16 protein-coding genes are annotated in these 17,228 nt (G+C 52.0%); 6 read left to right on the forward strand and 10 right to left on the reverse strand.

Annotation, left to right across the window (positions count from 1 at the left end; translation table 11 throughout):
* Positions 1-135: 135 nt before the first annotated feature.
* Positions 136-2,523: an FtsX-like permease family protein gene (locus D4L85_RS16650; RefSeq protein WP_119755360.1), complete on the reverse strand. Its 2,388-nt coding sequence runs from the start codon at positions 2,521-2,523 to the stop codon at positions 136-138.
* A 698-nt stretch (positions 2,524-3,221) separates the two neighbouring features.
* Here D4L85_RS16650 and D4L85_RS16655 point away from each other — a divergent pair.
* A complete protein-coding gene (locus tag D4L85_RS16655; RefSeq protein WP_160143787.1) occupies positions 3,222-3,857 on the forward strand; it encodes a hypothetical protein in 636 nt (211 codons plus the stop codon).
* 456 nt (positions 3,858-4,313) lie between these two features.
* Here D4L85_RS16655 and D4L85_RS16660 read toward each other — a convergent pair whose 3' ends face one another.
* A complete protein-coding gene (locus D4L85_RS16660; protein ID WP_119755362.1) occupies positions 4,314-5,084 on the reverse strand; it encodes a class I SAM-dependent methyltransferase in 771 nt (256 codons plus the stop codon).
* Positions 5,085-5,521: 437 nt separating this feature from the next.
* On the opposite strand from D4L85_RS16660, the gene D4L85_RS16665 reads away from it, so the two are divergent.
* The 3 genes from D4L85_RS16665 to D4L85_RS16675 are packed head-to-tail and all read left to right on the forward strand — an operon-like array spanning position 5,522 to position 8,297.
* Positions 5,522-6,151 carry an RNA polymerase sigma factor gene (locus D4L85_RS16665; protein WP_228450924.1) on the forward strand — a complete coding sequence of 210 codons (630 nt, stop codon included), beginning with the start codon at positions 5,522-5,524 and terminating at the stop codon, positions 6,149-6,151.
* Positions 6,141-7,001: an anti-sigma factor family protein gene (locus D4L85_RS16670; RefSeq protein WP_119755363.1), complete on the forward strand. Its 861-nt coding sequence runs from the start codon at positions 6,141-6,143 to the stop codon at positions 6,999-7,001. The genes D4L85_RS16665 and D4L85_RS16670 overlap by 11 nt, the downstream gene beginning before the upstream one ends.
* Before the next feature lie 51 nt (positions 7,002-7,052).
* The gene (locus tag D4L85_RS16675; protein WP_160143788.1) at positions 7,053-8,297 is read left to right on the forward strand and encodes a hypothetical protein; all 1,245 of its coding nucleotides are present in this window, start codon (positions 7,053-7,055) and stop codon (positions 8,295-8,297) included.
* Between the two features lie 389 nt (positions 8,298-8,686).
* On the opposite strand, the gene D4L85_RS16680 is transcribed toward D4L85_RS16675, so the two are convergent.
* Positions 8,687-10,459, reverse strand: coding sequence for a chloride channel protein (locus tag D4L85_RS16680; RefSeq protein ID WP_119755365.1), 1,773 nt, complete (start codon positions 10,457-10,459; stop codon positions 8,687-8,689).
* 311 nt (positions 10,460-10,770) lie between these two features.
* On the opposite strand from D4L85_RS16680, the gene D4L85_RS16685 reads away from it, so the two are divergent.
* Both D4L85_RS16685 and D4L85_RS16690 read left to right on the forward strand, forming a co-directional pair.
* Complete coding sequence (locus tag D4L85_RS16685) at positions 10,771-10,983, forward strand: hypothetical protein (RefSeq protein ID WP_119758827.1); 213 nt, start codon at positions 10,771-10,773, stop codon at positions 10,981-10,983.
* A 27-nt stretch (positions 10,984-11,010) separates the two neighbouring features.
* Positions 11,011-11,493, forward strand: coding sequence for a DUF6232 family protein (locus D4L85_RS16690; RefSeq protein ID WP_119755366.1), 483 nt, complete (start codon positions 11,011-11,013; stop codon positions 11,491-11,493).
* A gap of 54 nt (positions 11,494-11,547) precedes the next feature.
* Here the strand turns inward: D4L85_RS16690 and D4L85_RS16695 are convergent, their stop codons facing one another.
* From D4L85_RS16695 to D4L85_RS16720, 7 genes are all read right to left on the reverse strand, one after another.
* Positions 11,548-11,889, reverse strand: coding sequence for a hypothetical protein (locus tag D4L85_RS16695; RefSeq protein ID WP_119755367.1), 342 nt, complete (start codon positions 11,887-11,889; stop codon positions 11,548-11,550).
* Positions 11,886-12,971, reverse strand: a complete 1,086-nt coding sequence (locus D4L85_RS16700; protein WP_160143789.1) for an endonuclease/exonuclease/phosphatase family protein — start codon at positions 12,969-12,971, stop codon at positions 11,886-11,888. The genes D4L85_RS16695 and D4L85_RS16700 overlap by 4 nt, the downstream gene beginning before the upstream one ends.
* A gap of 66 nt (positions 12,972-13,037) precedes the next feature.
* A complete protein-coding gene (locus D4L85_RS16705) occupies positions 13,038-13,655 on the reverse strand; it encodes an SRPBCC family protein (protein ID WP_119755369.1) in 618 nt (205 codons plus the stop codon).
* A 149-nt stretch (positions 13,656-13,804) separates the two neighbouring features.
* Entirely contained in the window at positions 13,805-14,674 is an 870-nt protein-coding gene (locus tag D4L85_RS16710; protein ID WP_119755370.1) for an alpha/beta hydrolase, read from the reverse strand.
* A 257-nt stretch (positions 14,675-14,931) separates the two neighbouring features.
* On the reverse strand, positions 14,932-15,279 hold the full coding sequence (locus D4L85_RS16715; RefSeq protein WP_119755371.1) for a hypothetical protein: 348 nt from the start codon (positions 15,277-15,279) through the stop codon (positions 14,932-14,934).
* Between the two features lie 205 nt (positions 15,280-15,484).
* On the reverse strand, positions 15,485-16,099 hold the full coding sequence (locus D4L85_RS35065) for an amidase family protein (RefSeq protein WP_335621966.1): 615 nt from the start codon (positions 16,097-16,099) through the stop codon (positions 15,485-15,487).
* Entirely contained in the window at positions 16,023-17,114 is a 1,092-nt protein-coding gene (locus D4L85_RS16720; protein WP_335621967.1) for an amidase family protein, read from the reverse strand. Before D4L85_RS16720 ends, D4L85_RS35065 begins: the two co-directional genes overlap by 77 nt.
* Between the last annotated feature and the right edge of the window lie 114 nt (positions 17,115-17,228).

Consider the following 17,228-nt stretch of genomic DNA (forward strand, 5'->3'; position numbering starts at 1 on the left):
GAGCGGAGCTATGAAATACATCGCGACACAAATGTACGATGCCGTCTATCTCAACGCACGATGAAGACTGTGGACGTAAGCACGAACGAAATTCGGGCGACGAGCGCGAAACATGTAATGGCCATGCTAAAAAGGTCACTCTGTTTTTAAGGCCTCCGCTGGATTCTTCAAAGCCGCCCGAATAGAAGGCAGCGCGATAGAAAGCATTGACAGCACGAACGTAATCAACCCCGCAGAAACAAACAACCCCGGCGTGATGTCTACGCGATAAGCAAAACCATCGAGCCATGCGCTGAGCATATACCAGCTAAAAGGCACGGATAGAATGGCGCTGGCCACGGTGAGCAATACAAACCTTCGCGATAGTGTCAGCAAAACACCTTGAATGTCCGCACCCAATATTTTTCGAATCCCAATCTCTTTTCGTTTGAGATTGACCACATAAATATTCAAACTGATGAGACCGCCCACCGAGAGGAGGAATACTACGCCGGTGAAGAACATGATCAATTTTTCAAACTGGTGTTCCAAGGCATAGTGGCGATGGTTAAAATCGTCGAGCGATGTGTACATGAAGGGAACGGCCGGTTCCAGTGTTTTCCATTTTGCACCGATCCATGCCAGCGTGGCCTCGCGGTCTTCGTTGTCGATGTTGACCGATAGCATGCGTACACGATCGGGAACAATGTGGGCGATGAGGGGTTCGATGGCCGTGTGAAGCGTTTTGAAGTGAAAGTCTTTCATGATCCCAATGATCTTGCCCCGCACATTGTTCTCGCCGGCGATCTCCAACCCAACGGCCTCGCTGGGGGAGACAAGCAATTGGCGGCAGGCGGCTTCGTTGATGATGAAGTTGGCGGTGTCGGAGGCGACTGTTTTTGAAAAATCGCGTCCGGCAAGGATGGGGATGCCATAGGTTTTGCAAAAGTCGTGGTCGGTGTGCATGCGTTGCCAGAGCACAATTTCCGGTTCATCTTTTTTGTATACCGTATATCCCGATTGATAAAGCAATCCACCCACTTGGTGCGACACGCCGCTGGCTGCCCTGATGTGTGGGTGTTGCAATAATTCATTTTTTAATTGCTCGCGCAACGCTGTGTTGGAAAGTTGCGCGATGTTGAGAAGATGACCAGCATCATAGCCGATGGGAGTTTGTTCAATAAAGGTGAGCTGCCGCTGCACGAGCAGCGTGCCGGTGATGAGCATGGTCGTTGCCAGCACCTGGAAGGCCACTAATCCCTGCCACAAGCCAAATCCCTTCTGTAGCTTCACGACCGTGCCTTTGATGGCCCACGCCGGTTGGATCTTTGAAATGATGCGGATGGGATAAAGCATCACTACCGTCATGAAGAGCGCGATGCCCACACCGATCGCAACCCAGGTCGTTACATTTGCCGAAGGCAGCCATGAGACAGGCTCACCAAAAGCCGACTCCATCTGAGGTCCGATGGTCGGGGCCAGCGCGATGCTGAGGACCAACGCCAGAACTACCTGCACAAGACTTTCAACGACGAACTGCTTCCCCAATTGCAGCTTGCTGCTGCCGATGGCCTTGCGGATGCCAATCTCGCGTGTGCGCTGCTCTGCACGGGCGATCCAGAGGTTGACATAGTTGATGGTGGAGACCAGCAGGATGAGTACACCTACCAGCGTAAGGATATAGATGTACCGGATGTCGGAGTTGGCCTGCCATTCGTTGAGCACATGAGACTTCAAATGAATGTCGGGCACGGGCTGCAGCGAAAAGTGAGAGGATGCGTCGGCAGTGGACGACGTGTTGGTGGCCAGCACGGCGTTGAGTTTTGTTTCGGTCGCCGCTGGGGTGGCACCGTTAGCCAGGCGCACATACGTGTAGAGAAAACTATTGTTCCAGTTCGATAATATGTTTTCGCCCCATAGTTTGGGAAGCGTGGTCAGCGAACAGAGAAAGTCGGCGCGAAAATGCGACGTAACGGGCATGTCGTCCACGACCGCGGTGATCTCGAAAGTGGCACCCATGGTAAGATCGTTCAGCGACCTGCCGATGGGATCATTGTTACCAAAATATTTCTTTGCTGCAGATGATGTGATGACCATCGTGTTTGGTCTCATGAGCGCTTGCGCCGGATTGCCTTTGATGAAATGAAAAGTGAAAACGCGAAACACATTCGCGTCAGCCCACAGGCTATTTTCTTCGGAGAAACTTTTGCCGGTTTGTTCCTCTACCATCACGGAGGGCGAGCGATAGCGGAATAGCCTCACCATTTCAGCCACCTCGGAAAGTTTTTCCTGGGTATAGGTGGTGATGGCAGGTGAAGTCCACGCCGTGGTCTGATGATCGGTGCCGATGCGATATTGGTTAACGATGCGATAGAGCTGATCCGGATCCTGGTGGAAGCGGTCATAGCTGCTTTCCTTCCGGACATAAAACAACAACAAGGTGAAGGTGGTGATGCCGATGGCAAGTCCTGCCAGGGTGAACAGTCCAGTCAACGGATTTTTCCGAAGCTGGCGCAAAGCAATGAGTACAGCATTGACGTTCATAGGCAAGGTGGTTGGTACGAACGACACAATGAAAATGATGCCAGAGAAATGCTGAGCTGCGAATCAAATTCGGGGCGGGCTCCAACAACAGTGTTCTGTATCGCTACAAGTGTTGTGCGGTTTTGGGATGATCAGCAACCGTAGAATAAATTGCTTTTTTTAAACTCGCTATCCGATTGCCGCCTGAAGCTTAAAGTGAAGAGCCTTACGAATGCCCGCTCATCACACCCTGCCCCCGCACCCACACCGCATTCCAGCATGCGTCAGCGGGGCCTATTTTTATCTTTGGCCTGGCAGGGGCATGTGGGGATCAAAATAAGCCCCGATGGCGCATGCGAGGCCCCCGCGGCCCCGGAGCGGAGCTATGAAATGCATCGCGAACCTAACGCACGACACATACTATCGCAACGCACGAGAAAGACCTCCGGAGCAAATGTCAATGACAGCACAACCCGCACTAAAATCATCGACAACCTTGAACCCGGCGAACATTTGTTGCCTAACGCTAGGGCACGTTTTGATGTCGATTGTTTGTGCCGTGTTGTTTAACCAGTTGGTTGTGCGGTTTTGGGATGATCGGCGACGATTTTAATAAATTTTTTTTTAAACTTGCTGCATCAGATTGCTGGCTGTTTTTTAGCTGAAACTTAAAATGAACAGCCTGGCCAATGCCTCGCCAAGATCATATGGAAGTAATAATGACGAAACGTATAACGGCCATTCTTTTGTTGCTATTCATCTGCAGCGCGCTTTCGGCACAGGATGCCGTGGACGGACAGATCATCACGTTGTCCAGGGACACGATTGCGTGCAAAATTCTGAATGCCAAAAAACGAAAAGATCAACAGCGACTGAACTACACGAACCTGCAGATATTGGACAGCCTGGGCAACGTGAAGCAGATTGCACCCAAAGAAATTGAGGGTTATATAAAAGAGGGTGAGTTTTATAAAAGTTTATACGCCAAAGATTTTAGTTTCTTCATGCTCCTGATCACGGACGGCAGGGTGAGTCTGTACTTTTATCCGGGCTACGAGATGCCGGCCGGCGACAAATACATTTTTAAAAAACGAAATGAGCAGGAATTCAATATCATGAACGCTTCCCTTGAAGTAACAAAACAATCGGGCTTCAGTACAGCAGCGATGACCTATTCTTCCCGCAATGCGACGATACCGCTCATTGATCGCGAAACGCCATTTCTCAACTATTTCACGGAATATTTTAAAGATTGCGCGCCCCTGGTCAGAAAAATGCGAAGTCAATGGTATACAAGCTCCGACGTCGTGCAGATTTTCAAAGACTACAACACGGGCCAAGCGTGTGGCAAGTAGCCCTAAACCATGCGCAGATTGCTCCCGCTCAATTGTGTGCTGACCATGGGCTCACGAGTGCGCATTCATCGCACCCCGTCTCGCACCCACACTGCACTCCAGCATGCGTCAGCGGGGCCTATTTTTATCTTCGGCCTGGCAGGGGCATGCGCGGATCAAAATAAGCCCCGATGGCGCATGTGGGGCCCCCGCGGCCCCGGAGCGGAGCTATGAAATGCATCGCGAACCTAAACGCACGCTGCCATGCTATCGCAATGCACGTCAAAGACCGTGAAGGCAAGCGCGAATGGAAACCTGGCGCGATCGTATCTTTTGTGTGCTCGGTTTTTTACCGGATTTCGTTTCATTTCTTCCGGAGGTCATCCGGTTCCTGTGCTTCTCGAAATTCGGGATGTCTTGAATTTCTGACGTAGGTTTTAAAAAGTTTGTGCCTGCGACATGACGCATGACGTCGCACTAGTTTTTATACCCCACATAAATCGTTTCTCCCTTCACTAATCCATATTTCCGTCGGATATCATCGGGAAGTTGATTCACAAACTCGTCAGCGACAGGAGTCAATCCTGCGCGGGCAATGCGTTGCGTATAATCATGCCCATATTTCCGCACATGATCATCCTGCCCAAAGATCTTTTCGCGTTCGCGTTTATCGGTAATGGTCGGATCCTCAAAAGTGACATCCGGGATAGGATTGAAAAATGGGATCTGCATGATGGCAAATCCTCCCGGCTGCAGCACGCGATGAATCTCGCTCATGGCCTTAATATCATCAGCCACATGTTCCAGCACGTGGTTGCAAAGCACCACCGTGAAGGTGTTCTCAGGGAAGGGAATCTGGTGAATGTCCATCTTCACTTTGGCAAGAGGCGACTCAATGTCGGCCGTAATGTAGCGGTCGCCATGAAGGGCTTCGAAGCGTTTGATGAAGCAGGCTTCAGGCGCGATGTGCAGCACGTGATGGGGTGCCGTGAAAAAGCTAGTCTTCTGTTGCAGGTACAGCCAGATGAGGCGGTGCCGCTCCAGCGACAAACAATTTGGACACAGCGCGTTAGGACGCGGGTGGATGCGGCCATAGGGAAGGAACTGGCGGAACCCCCGGCTGCAGACGGGGCAGGTGACGTTGTTTCCGATATAAAACAGGCTGACGGCTTTTAATCCCACACCGCTTACCCGTTGGAGGTATTTCCGGGGCACATAGCGGATGAGCCACGCGATAATTTTTTTCATGCGGCCGCAAAGTTAAGGGTTGGCGAGAATTTGTTGGTGTGGGGTGGATATTTGGTTTTTGGGGGTATGGGGGTGTTTTGAGGGGAGGGCGCGAAAGGGGTGGGGTGGAAAGGGAATGTGATTTGTTGGTGGGACACCAACAAATGGGTGTCGGGGTTTGGGGAATGGGGGAACTTGGGATTTGGATGGACTTGCATGAATAAGCTGGCCCTTGGGGAACACCCGGTATCTGGGGGAACACCCGGCCAGGGATAGTAGTGGAAAGCCCACAGCGAAGGGTTGGGTGGCGGGGTTGGGCGAGGACTTGGAACGGATAGCCCGGCCCCGGAGGCCTCCGACGGGGGGCCGCCAAAATATTGCGCTGAGGGCTAAAACTTTTTCCCGCCACCCCCCATCTTTATGGCATCGAACGATAAATAACCTGAAATTCCTGATCTGTGACCGAGACTTTACTGGACATTGCCATGATGCACTCTGACACCCTTCTGGCCCGCGCGAAGGAGGGGGACCAGGCTGCGCAAGGCAAGCTGGTGCAACTTTGGTATAAACGGATCTATAACTTTGGTTATAAGTTCTTTATGGACCACGACATGGCCATGGAAGTGTCGCAAAAGACGTTTATTTCCATGTGCCGCAGCCTGCCAAGCCTGCAAGACAATGCCCGTTTTAAGTCGTGGCTCTATAAAATTGCCGTGAACTACTGTCGCGAGGAGGCCCGCAAGCGGAAAGGGAACCGGTCCCTTTCGTTTGATGTGGTCTGGAATCGCGAAGCCGAGGATTCGCCGGCGTGGGAGACCTCATCGCAGCGGTTTGATAATCCCGAGCGCCAGCTTCAGCAAGCCGAATTGTCGGATGTGTTGCAGCAGGCCTTGCGTGAGCTGAACGAGGAGCAGCGCGAGGTGGTGATCATGAAAGAGTACGAGGGTCTGAAGTTCAGGGAGATCGCGGAGGTGCTGAACATTTCGGAGAACACGGTGAAGTCGCGCATGTATTATGGACTGGACGGTCTGCGCAAAATTTTGGAACGAAAGAATATCAACAAAGATACCATAGGCTATGAGCTATAAACCCAGTGAACAGGATCTGATGGCTTACCTGTATGGCGAGCTGGAAGACGACAAACGCGAAAAGCTGGAGCAATATCTCCTGGAGAATCCCACGGCCCGCCTGGAGCTAGAAAAAATGAACGGCCTGCGCCGGATGTTGGCCCAGGTGGAGGACAAGGAAGTGATTGCCCCGCCCATTTTTGTGGGGGAGCATCCCTCGCAACGGTTCTGGCAGGCGCCTTACGTGAAGACCATCATAGGCATTGCCGCCTCGCTGCTGGTGGTGATCCTCGTCGCTAAACTTTCGGGTCTTAACATACGGTATCAGCAACAAGAACTGCGCATCAGCTTTGGCGATGTGCCCGAAGTGAAGACCGTGACGTCCGTCCCTCAACCCGTTGCGGCCACGCTTACCCCCGAGCAAGTGCAGGACATGATCAACAACTCGCTGCAACAAAACAATGCGACCCTGCAAGCCAGCCTGGACGAAACGCAAAGGAAGCTGAATGCGTCCATCAATCAGAGCCTGGCTTTGAATTCGGGCAAGATCGACAAGCTGGTGCAACAAGCTTCCACCGCTTCCGAGGCGCAGGTGCGCGAATTTGTGGCCTCGATGCAAACCGAAAACGCGAAACTGGTGAAGAGCTACTTCCAGCTGAGCGCCAACGAACAGAAACAATATGTGGAAGGCCTGCTGGTGGACTTCGCCAAATATCTGCAACAACAACGCAACGACGACTTGCAGGTGGTGAGAACACAGATCAACAGCCTCCAACAGAACAACGACGTGTTTAGAAAAGAGACCGAACAAATATTGACCAGCATTATCAGCAAGGTGAATACGAGGAGCAGCGTCGGCATGGCAAACTAAGATTTTTTGAACGACAACGATTAACGAGAAAAGAACGCAATGGCAACACATATGAAAAGTAGATGGTATGCCGGGGTAGTGAGCCTGATGATGACGGCGATGCTGACCCCCGCCTGGGCCCAGAAGTTTGACGAAGAGCGCATGCAGCGCGACATCGCGGTGGCTGAGAACGTGCTGAGCACGCTTATAAAACAACAGATCAGTAATCGGGGCACGTTCTTTCCTTTGGAAGTGAAAGGCAGCTACCAGTCGGGCTATGGAGTGACCTTTACCTTGCCGGCTGACTACACCACGCCTATGGTGTGGACGGATGGCAACGGTAGCACCACGATCACTTTCGGCAGTGGTGGTAACTACAACAGCATGCAGTATAGCAATGACGCGAATGGCAACAATGTATACGTTGGTGGCGAAAATGACTTGGAGGAGGAGGAAGATTCGCCGGTCTTGCCCCCGGATCCGGACGATGCAGACAGATTTAAACTGATCACCAAAGAAAACAAAAAGCGCAACAACGACATGGACAGCGTGCGCGACGCCTACAACGCGAAAGTGATCGAAGCCGCCAAGACCTTCATCCTCGACTACGGCGACATGATCGCACAACTGCAACCCACGGAGCGTGTGGTGGTCTCCAACCAGGGCAATAACCCGCGCGTTTGGGTGAATCAATTCTTTAACGCGCCCAACCGCACACATCTTTCCGTGGAAGGCTTGAAGTCGGACATTACCGCGTTCCGCACGGGCAAGATCACCCGTGATCAGGCGCTGGCTAAATTGAAAGTGGTGAATACCGAAACGGTAGAAGAAGTGGCCCCCGACCTGGAACTGCTGGCGAGCATCTTCAGCCGCCTCTACAGCCCCGACTTGTCGAAGACCTACTTCACCGAAGACAACATCTATTTCGAACGTCTCAAAGACTTCGGTGTGATCTACTACATGCAAGCCTACAGCGGCATTGAACGCGAGCGCGACAGCCGCCGCTACATCATGCCCACCCTGGGTCTGAACGATGTGGACCAGGCCACCCGCGACAAAAAAGCAAAAGAACTCTACCCGAAATTCGAGACCGAGTTAAAAGATAACATCGTCGAATACGGCCGCACTCTGAAGAGCCTGAAAGATGATGAGGTGCTGGTCTTCCAAGTGAAGATCACCCGCTGCAACAAATGCGACATTCCTTCATCGTTGGAATATACCCTGAAAGCCTCTGTGCTGAAGGATTTCAACGCCGGTAAAATCGATCGGAACGCAGTCTTGTCAAAATTCACCGTGAAGAAAGGAAACAACCAATAACCAGAATCACCAAATCTTAGAATATAGTATAAGCCTGAAAGGCTTCTCGAACAATGGCCCCCAGTGAAAACTGGGGGTTATTTGTTTATGGTGGATTCAACCCCGGAGGGGTTACCGGTAAGGCGCTTTCCAGTAAAGTTCACAGTGAAGAAAGGAGTTTTGAATAGAGGACCGCGAGTGAGGGACAGTAAAGGCATCCTATTTCCAGGCTAAATGGGCGCATTGTGATGGTGGAAATTTAAATATGCAACGTCGGACAGGGTAACCCCTCCGGGGTTGAATCATCTGCCAATAATTAACCCCCAGTTTCACTGGGGGCCATTGTTCGGGAAGCCTTTCAGGCTTGTCAATATATTCTGGGATTTGGTGATCATCCATGGGATTAGAACTCACACAGACTTCAATAACTCCGATCTGTACTTTGTCAACACATTGGACTTCGATACAAATCCGAGGTATTGCTTATTGTCCACCACCGGCAAATTCCACTGATTCGTATCGTCGAATTTTTTAAGGACACTGTGAAGATTCTCCGTGGTCATGATAGTCGCTGCCGGTTTTGTCATCAGATCCTTCATCACCGTCTTTTCATGTTTCTCCGGGCTGAAGATGATGCTTCGCACGTGATCCATGTGAATGATCCCCTGCAACTCATTTTTTTCGTCGACTACCGGGAATGTGTTGCGATTAGAGGTGGAGATGACGCGGATGAGCGACTGCAGATTGTCATTGGGTTTCAACGCTGAGAAATTGGTTTCGATGAGCGAGCCGAGGTCGAGTTTGCTCAACAAAAATTTGTCGCGGTTCTCGACGGAGATATCGAGCATGGACGAAAGTTTTTTGCCTTCCATTGAAAGCGGCTCGAAATAATGCGCCACGGTGATGCTGAGCGCCGACACGATCATGAGCGGGATCATGAGGCCATATCCCCCGGTGATCTCGGCAATGAGAAAGATGGCCGTGAGCGGGGCATAAAAAACACCGCTGAGAATCCCTGCCATGCCCACCAACGTGAAGTTTACTTCCGGTATATGCGCAAAGCCGATGAGGTTGACGATGCGTGAAAAGATATAACCCATATAAGCGCCCACAAACAAGGAGGGGCCAAAGCTGCCGCCATTGCCGCCACTGCCGATGGTGATGCCGGCCGCGAAGGTTTTCAGGAACATGAGGGCACCCAGGAAGACCAGGATCTCACCATCGCTGTGAATAAAGTTTCGCAGCAGTGAGGCATTCGTGAGTTCGGAAGGATGCAAGGACGCGAGGACTTTGATCGACTCATAGCCCTCGCCGAAGAGCGGCGGAAAGAGAATGAGCAACGCAAAAAGTAACAAGCCGCCCACGACCACCCTGATCCAACGGTTAACGATGCCTTTCATTTTCCCATCGATCCACGTGAAGGCCCGGGCGTAATACAGCGAAATAAAACCGGCAAGAATGCCCAGCAGCACATAGTGCGGCATGTTGTGATAGTTGAACGGCTGCTGCAGCGAAAAGGAGAGCACAACACCTTGCTTGAGGATGATCTTGGAGAGCAAAGCGCCACAGGCGGCAGAGATGATGAGCGGAATAAAGGCCGTGGCGCTGATGTCGGCCAGCAAAACTTCCACGGCAAAGAGCACGCCGGCGATAGGAGAGTTAAAGGCAGCTGCAATGCCGGCCGAAGCGCCGCAGGCAAGCAGGATGGTGCGATCCTTATATGAGAGATTATAGGTCTGTGCGTAGTTGGAGCCAATCGCGGCGCCGGTGCTGACCATGGGCGACTCCAAGCCGGTGGACCCTCCAAAACCGACGGTGAGCGCGCTGGTGACGAGGTGTGAATACATCTGCTGTGGCTCGATGTTGCTGGATTTTTTGACAATGGTATAGACGATCTCGGCGCTTCCTTTTTTGAATTTGTTTTTTAAGGCATAACAGACATAGGCCACCGCGAGGAGGATGCCCACGATGGGGAAGATGGCAAACAGGAAGAAGCGTTCGTAATAGTTGCTATAATACGTGACAAACGCCTCGATGGAGTGCACGATGTATTTCAGAATGACGGCTGCGAGCCCTGAGGAAAGTCCGACGAGAATAGCGGACAAAATGAAGAACTGCCGCTGCGACAATTTTTCGCGCAGGTAAGTGACCGGTGACTGGATGACGTTGAGTATTTGCTTCATGAATGCCGCTTCGCATAAAGATAACGGGTAAGTCCCTTTTATTGCTATCCTTCTGAACAACCCAACGGGTATTAATAAGTTTTACCGGTCATCGGTTTTAAGTCGATAGGAGATCAAGGTGTTGTGACATTCATTTTGGTGGTGACACAGGCATGATTGCGCAACAAAACAGATTTGCGGGGACAATAGGTTGATCCGTTGTGGACGAGTGTGGAGTTAAGTACACAATGAAAAAGATCAAAACCGGCGAATTCTCCGGGAAAAGCGGGTGGCGGGCTAATTGCTGCATTTCCAGCACAAACCAAAAAAATATGAAGACTTTAGGAATTGCGCTACTCGTCCTGGGACTTGTCATGACCGTGTTTACAGGGTTCAACATCGTGACCAAAAAAAAGGTGGTCGATTTGGGTCCGGTAGAGATCAACAAAGAAGAAAAGACTCCCGTATACTGGTCGCCTATCACGGGCGGCATATTACTGGCAGCCGGCGTGGTTATCCTGGTAGCGGGAAAGCGAAGGATCTAGATCTTCAGTCATTAAAAAATTAACCATATGATACCTGACAAAGTGCTTTACACCGATGGCCGTGGCATCACGGTCACCGACTCGACCTTTCAAGTTAAGAACATGTCGTATAGACTAAACGGGATTACTAAACACGGCCTCTTCACCATCCAGCCGGAGCGACTGCCGGGCATTCTGCTGGCGGGCATCGGCATCCTGCTGGGTTTGTTCGGAATGTTGAAGCTCATTCCCAACACCGTCATCGCCGACACGCAAATCAACGGCACCTACTACACGGCCAATTATTTGGCATTGTGGATTGGTGGTGGCTTGCTGATGCTCGGTTTGATCGTGATGGTCATTGTGCGCGAGCGCTACGCCGTGCGCATTGCCACTGCGGAGGGTGAGAAGAATGCCGTGGTAAGCAATAAAAAGGAATACATTGCGCAAATCGTCAATGCGCTTAACGAAGCTTTTCATCGCGACGATATCCATGCGGTGTATACCAGCAACACAGCAGATTTGCGTTAGACCCGTTGAACATTTTCTTTCTGAAGTAAAGTACCCGCCCCGTCCGGCGGGTACTTACTTTTGTACCACTTTTATTTTTGTGGGGTGACTTAAGCGATAGTCGCGCTTGCTTTTGTCGATGCCGTACCGGCGGTTCACATAGCCTTTGGTATATTCTTTTACCCGCGCCTCAAACTCGATCGTGACGCCCTCCGATAGCGCGAGTTGTTGAAACCCTTTCGTAAAGCTAAACCAAATGTGATCGGTAACGATGCGCTGCGATTCCGCATCTTTGATGTGTTGGAGCAAGATCGTTTCTTCCGAATAACCCTTGTAGTTCACTTTTTTTCCGAGGCGCACAAACACTGCTGTGAATTTTTTTCGCTCGCCTTCGTCCTTTGCCAGTTCCTTTCTCATGGTCGCGAGGGGGTGATGCTGTACGTTCCCAGCAAAGGGAAATGGTCGGTGTAGCCCACCGCGTTCAGGGTCTTGAATTGCAAGGCTTGCACACGATGCGAATGGAACTGATTGTCGATGCGCAACGTGCGCAGCGTGTTGCCATTGTAGGTGAATCCAAACCCGCTGCCGGCCTCTTCGAAGGTATTGTTGAGATCTTTTTTCAGGGCTTGGTAGGCATATGAATAGGGCAGGTCGTTGAAATCGCCCACGCAGATCACCGGGTGAGGCGAACCTTGTATAAAGGCTTTAAGCTTTTCGACTTGCACACGGCGGTCTTGCATACCGGTTTTGAGTTGGTTTAGGATGAGGCCCACCTTTGCGAAAGCCGACGGCAGGTCCCACGCCTTGCTGGGGTCGTATTGTTTGAGTCCCATCGACTGGAGATGGACGCCAATGATGCGCACCGTGTCCGTGCCAGCCAGCACATCGGCGAAAGCTACACGATTAAAACCGTTCTCGCTAACGGCTACATCGCCCGTCTTCAGTATAGGAAATTTTGTGACGATGAGGATACCCACTACGGGATAGTGAGGTTGTTTGATGTCGGCGGAAAAATAGTATTGATAGCCCTTCTCTTTGAAGCGGTGGAGCATGTCAAAGTTTTTGTCGCCGTCGAAGGTCATGAATTCCTGGTAGCATTGCACGTCGGCGTTTTGTTGGAGGATCCAGTCCTTCAGCTGAAAGGCCAGCGGCGGCGGCGCATAAAAAGCCCAGTCCTGCACATAGGGAAAACCGGTAAGCGAAACGTTGTAATTAAGCACGGAAAAGCTTTGGGCCGATGGCGGTGGTCGATGAACAAAACCTTTCCAGGGGAGAGTGCTCGCCAGGTAAGGGGCTCCAATGCCCAAGGCTACCAAATAATACACACCCGAAAGTTTGCGCCGGACCAACGCCCACAAAACCAGCAATAGATTGAGGGCCAGCACGCCCGGGATGAGAAAAGGCAGGAGCCAAAGATAATTTTCTTCCGTGGGCTGCACACGCGCCAACGCATACAATACTGCCAGCACGAGGGCCATGAAGAAATTAGAGTGGCTCAATCGTTTCGGATTTTTGCTGGCTAAGTTAGGTTGATTTCCCGGTAAAAGAAATTGGCGACCGCGGCGTCATCGCATTTCGAAGAGCCTCTCCAGTTTGTCGAGTACAACGGTCCAATGGGTTTTCATTTCTTCGCGCGCTGCCTCGCTAGGCAATCCTTCGTGGTGAAAACTCAGGGCTGTCTTTTTTCCGCTGGCAACAACCCGCACCTGCAAGAGGGAAGGCGAGAGCCAGTTGTCGGGGTGCCAGCCCATCCGGAGGTGGGAGCCGGGTTTGAACACTCTCAACTCGGCGGCGAGTCCTTTTTTTACTTTGTAGGGGCGCGCACCATCCAAGGCCAGCGCTTTGCCGAGCCAGATCTTCATGGCTCCGGGGGAAAGGAGAAAATCCCAGGCTTCGTCTTTCGACAGGGGGAAGACGCGTCGCGCACCGATTTGGAAACCGCCGGCAACTTGGCCGGTGATGCGTTTGCCCTTTGCTTCGCGGAAGCCGAGGGCGATCTTTTGGCGCCACCAGGGGCTTTCGATTTTTGGGGCGAGGAGTTTTACGATTTCGGGATGGGAGAGGGTGTCGGCTTTTTTGCGGTCGAGGGCATTGATCCAGGCGGTCCAGCTTTTGCCGGTGGCTTTCTTCAGGGCTTCGTTGGTGACGCTGGCGAGTTGGTGGATTTCTTTTTGCTTGGCCATGGGGTTTTAAATTTTTGTAAAGAAAACCACGGGATGTGTCAGCAGTGTGTCAGTAGATTTGGAATGTTTTGCCTTCGCTAAAGCTTTAGCGATCAGACAAAGGAGACGCAAAGTTAGGTTGGAACTTTGCGTCTCTTGATTTTAAAATACTATTGTTGGTGGAAGCTTACGCTGATGAATTTTAGTACTTCGGGTAGGGCGGTTCTCCAGTAGGTCCAGTTGTGGACGCCTTCGCGGACGCGGAATTCGTGGGGGATCTTTTTGTCGATGAGGGCGGCGTGGAGGGCCATGTTGCCTTTGATGAGGAAGTCCTTGTCGCCGCAATCAATGTAGAAGCGGACCTTTTTTAGTTCGTCGGCGTTGGCGGTTTCGATGATCTTGAGGATGGAGTTCTTGTAGTAGTGATCGGTGAGGCGGTCTTTGCCGGTGAGATCTTTTTTACCATAGAGATTGCCCATCACATTGTTCCACATGTTGGGGTCGCCATTGATGATCTCTTCGTCGGTGAAAACACCGGAGCTTAGGGGTGCGGCAGATGAGAACAGCTCGGGGTGCTTGGTAGCCATGATCAGGGTGCCATAGCCGCCCATGGACAGGCCGGCGACCGCGCGGTATTGTTTCGTGGGACGCGTGCGATAGTTGGCGTCGATAAAAGGAATGAATTCTTTGATGAAGAAGTCCTCATACTTCACTTTGCCATCGTAGCTGTTGATGTACCAGCTCACACCCGCATCGGGCATCACGATGATCATGGGGGCTACTTCGCCCTGGAGTCTGTCGGCGATGATCTGGGCTTCGCCAAATTGTGTCCATCCGGTTTCATCGTCGCCATAGCCGTGGAGCAGGTAGAGCACGGGATATTGCCGGTTGGATTTGTCGTAATCGGCTGGCAGATAAATGTTGTATTCCACGTCTTTGCCGAGGGCGGCGCTTTTCACTTTCAGACTTTCTTTCACCAGGCCTTGTTGGGCAAAGGTGGTGGTGGTGATGAGCAAGAGGAGGTAATAGAGTTTTTTCATGCGGATACAGTATGGTTGTAGAACCACAATGTATTTAAAATAAAATTGATTTGGTAGGGAGTCTACGGGGCCGGTAAAAAATGAAAGTGCCCACGCCGCATGCTATGCTTCCGGCGGGAAGGTCTGCAGTGCGGGGTGGGCTGAAGAAACTGATTCTGTATGATCCGGGAGGAGTGAGAAGGAGCCCTTCCGAGGAACCGATCAGTTACTTCCTTTCTTGTGTGTCATTCAAAATAGAGTCTACTTTGGGTGACACACTATTCTTTAATGCGTTTACCGTTGCGGTCGAAACGATAGGTCTTTGTCATGTCGCCGTTTTTCATTTCCACCAGATACATGTCGCTGGATTTGCTGCGGTAGAGGGCGGCATTTTCCCAACCTTTGTATTCGGTGCTTTGAAGCGCTTGCTGCACAGGCTTGGGGACGTCAGACGCCTTGATCTTCACCATATCTTTGGTGTAGTTCATGCTTTGCTCCAACTGCGGTTCGACAATTTGCGGATTGCCTTCGCGCACCACTTGCGTGGTGTCGTTCGTGACCTGTGCGATTGAAACGGAAATGCTCATCAGGAACATCCCCGCGACGAGATACAGTGCATTTTTCATGACATTCAGGGATTAGGTAAGACATTCATTTGACAGACGTCCTGATAAACGCGTGCCAATTTATCGGTCAACGCGGAACATCATAAATGTCAAAAAAAAGCCTATTTCAACCTGGGTACAGTGCCGGACGTCTATGGATTTGCGCAGTTCGGAAACGGTGTGCTGAAAAATTTCTACAATAAAGAAGCGTGCCGGACTAGGATGGTCAGCTGCCGGGGGCGAAGGTGGTCAGGAAAGCCGGGATCGTTCTTTTGTGCGACAGTTGCTCATACGCAAACGCGATGGTGATGAGAACCGGCTCAGCGAAAGCGGTGCTGAAAAAATTAATGCCAACGGGCAGGCCTTCAACGGCGCCCATGGGAACGGTGATGTGCGGATAGCCCGCCCGGGCCGCCGTGCTATAGGCACCATAGCCATTGAAGGCGTCGCCGTTCACGAGGTCGGTGCACCACGCCGGGCCGTTTGCCGGTCCGCAAATGGCGTCCAGTTTGTTTTCACGCAATGCGTTGTCGATGGCTGTGCGCGAAAGCGTCAGCGTTTTCTTTACCGACTCTTTGTACTCGGGGCTGTCGAGGTCGCCGAGGGCTTCGGAGGCTTCCAGTATTTCTTGTTTGAAAAAAGGCATGGCCTCGCGCTCGTGCTCGCGGTTGAAAGCAATGAGCGCTTTCAGATCTTTCACTTTTGCAGCCGGTGCAGTGGCGAGGTATTGATTAAGACCGTGCTTGAATTCATACTTCAGAACATTATAGCCCGCCGGCCCCAGATCTTTCATTTGTGAGCGAACGTCTACTTCCACGATGGTGGCCCCGGCCTGTTTCATCAGGTCGATCGCCTTTTGGAAAAGGGCATCCACGGCTTCGTGTTCTTTCAACAGCGTTTTTTTCGACGCCGATGCGTTTGCCCTGGAGTCCTTGGGCATTCAGGAAGGTAGTATAGTCAGCCTGCGATTTGCCTTGGCTTGCAGCGGTGGCACCGTCTGCGGCGTCAACCCCGCATAAAGCGCCCAGCAGGATGGCCGCGTCTTTTACAGTGCGTGTCATGGGGCCGGCCGTGTCTTGTGTGCTGGAAATGGGAATGATGCCCGAGCGGCTCCATAGCCCGACCGTTGGCTTGATGCCCACGATGCCGTTGAGCGATGATGGGCAGGCAATCGAGCCATTTGTTTCGGTGCCGATGGCGATCGCGCAAAGGTTGGCGGCTACAGCCGTGCCCGACCCTGAACTGGAGCCACAGGGATTGCGATCCAACACATAAGGATTCTTGGTCTGTCCGCCCCGACTGCTCCAGCCACTGCTGGACCGTTCCGACCGGAAGTTGGCCCACTCGCTCAGGTTGGTCTTGCCCAGCAACACCGCCCCGGCCTCGCGAAGACGCGCGATGATGAAGGCATCTTTGGTGGCGAGGTTCCCGAGCAGGGCAATGGAACCGGCGGTGGTCATCATTTTGTCGCCGGTGTCGATATTGTCTTTCACCAACACGGGGATGCCGTGTAGCGGGCCGCGCACTTTTCCTTCTTTGCGTTCCTGGTCCATCGCATCGGCGATAGCGAGGGCATCGGGATTCAATTCCAATATGGAGCGCAATGCCGGGCCTTGCTTGTCGACCGCTTCGATGCGTTTCAGGTATAGTTCAACAATGGCCCGCGACGTGTACTCGCCGCGTTGCATTTTTTGTTGTAAGCTCTCGAGCGTTGCCTCTTCCAGTGGAAAAGCCGTGTTGGTTTCCGGGTTCGCGGTGCTGGTTTGGGGTGTGCGCGGTTGGCAGGCGGCTTGCAGCAAGGCGGGGAGGGTTATTCCTGCCAGGGTACCGGTTTTGAGGAAATCTCTTCTTTTCATGGCTTAGGTTGAGCCGAGTATTGGCTACACGCCATTACCGGATCGATGACGAATATAACAAGCCGGGCAAAGAAACCGGCATCGGAAATGTCGGTTTCTCTACGTAAAAGCAAA

Origin of the sequence: Chryseolinea soli, assembly GCF_003589925.1 — a bacterium.
Classification (GTDB): domain Bacteria; phylum Bacteroidota; class Bacteroidia; order Cytophagales; family Cyclobacteriaceae; genus Chryseolinea; species Chryseolinea soli.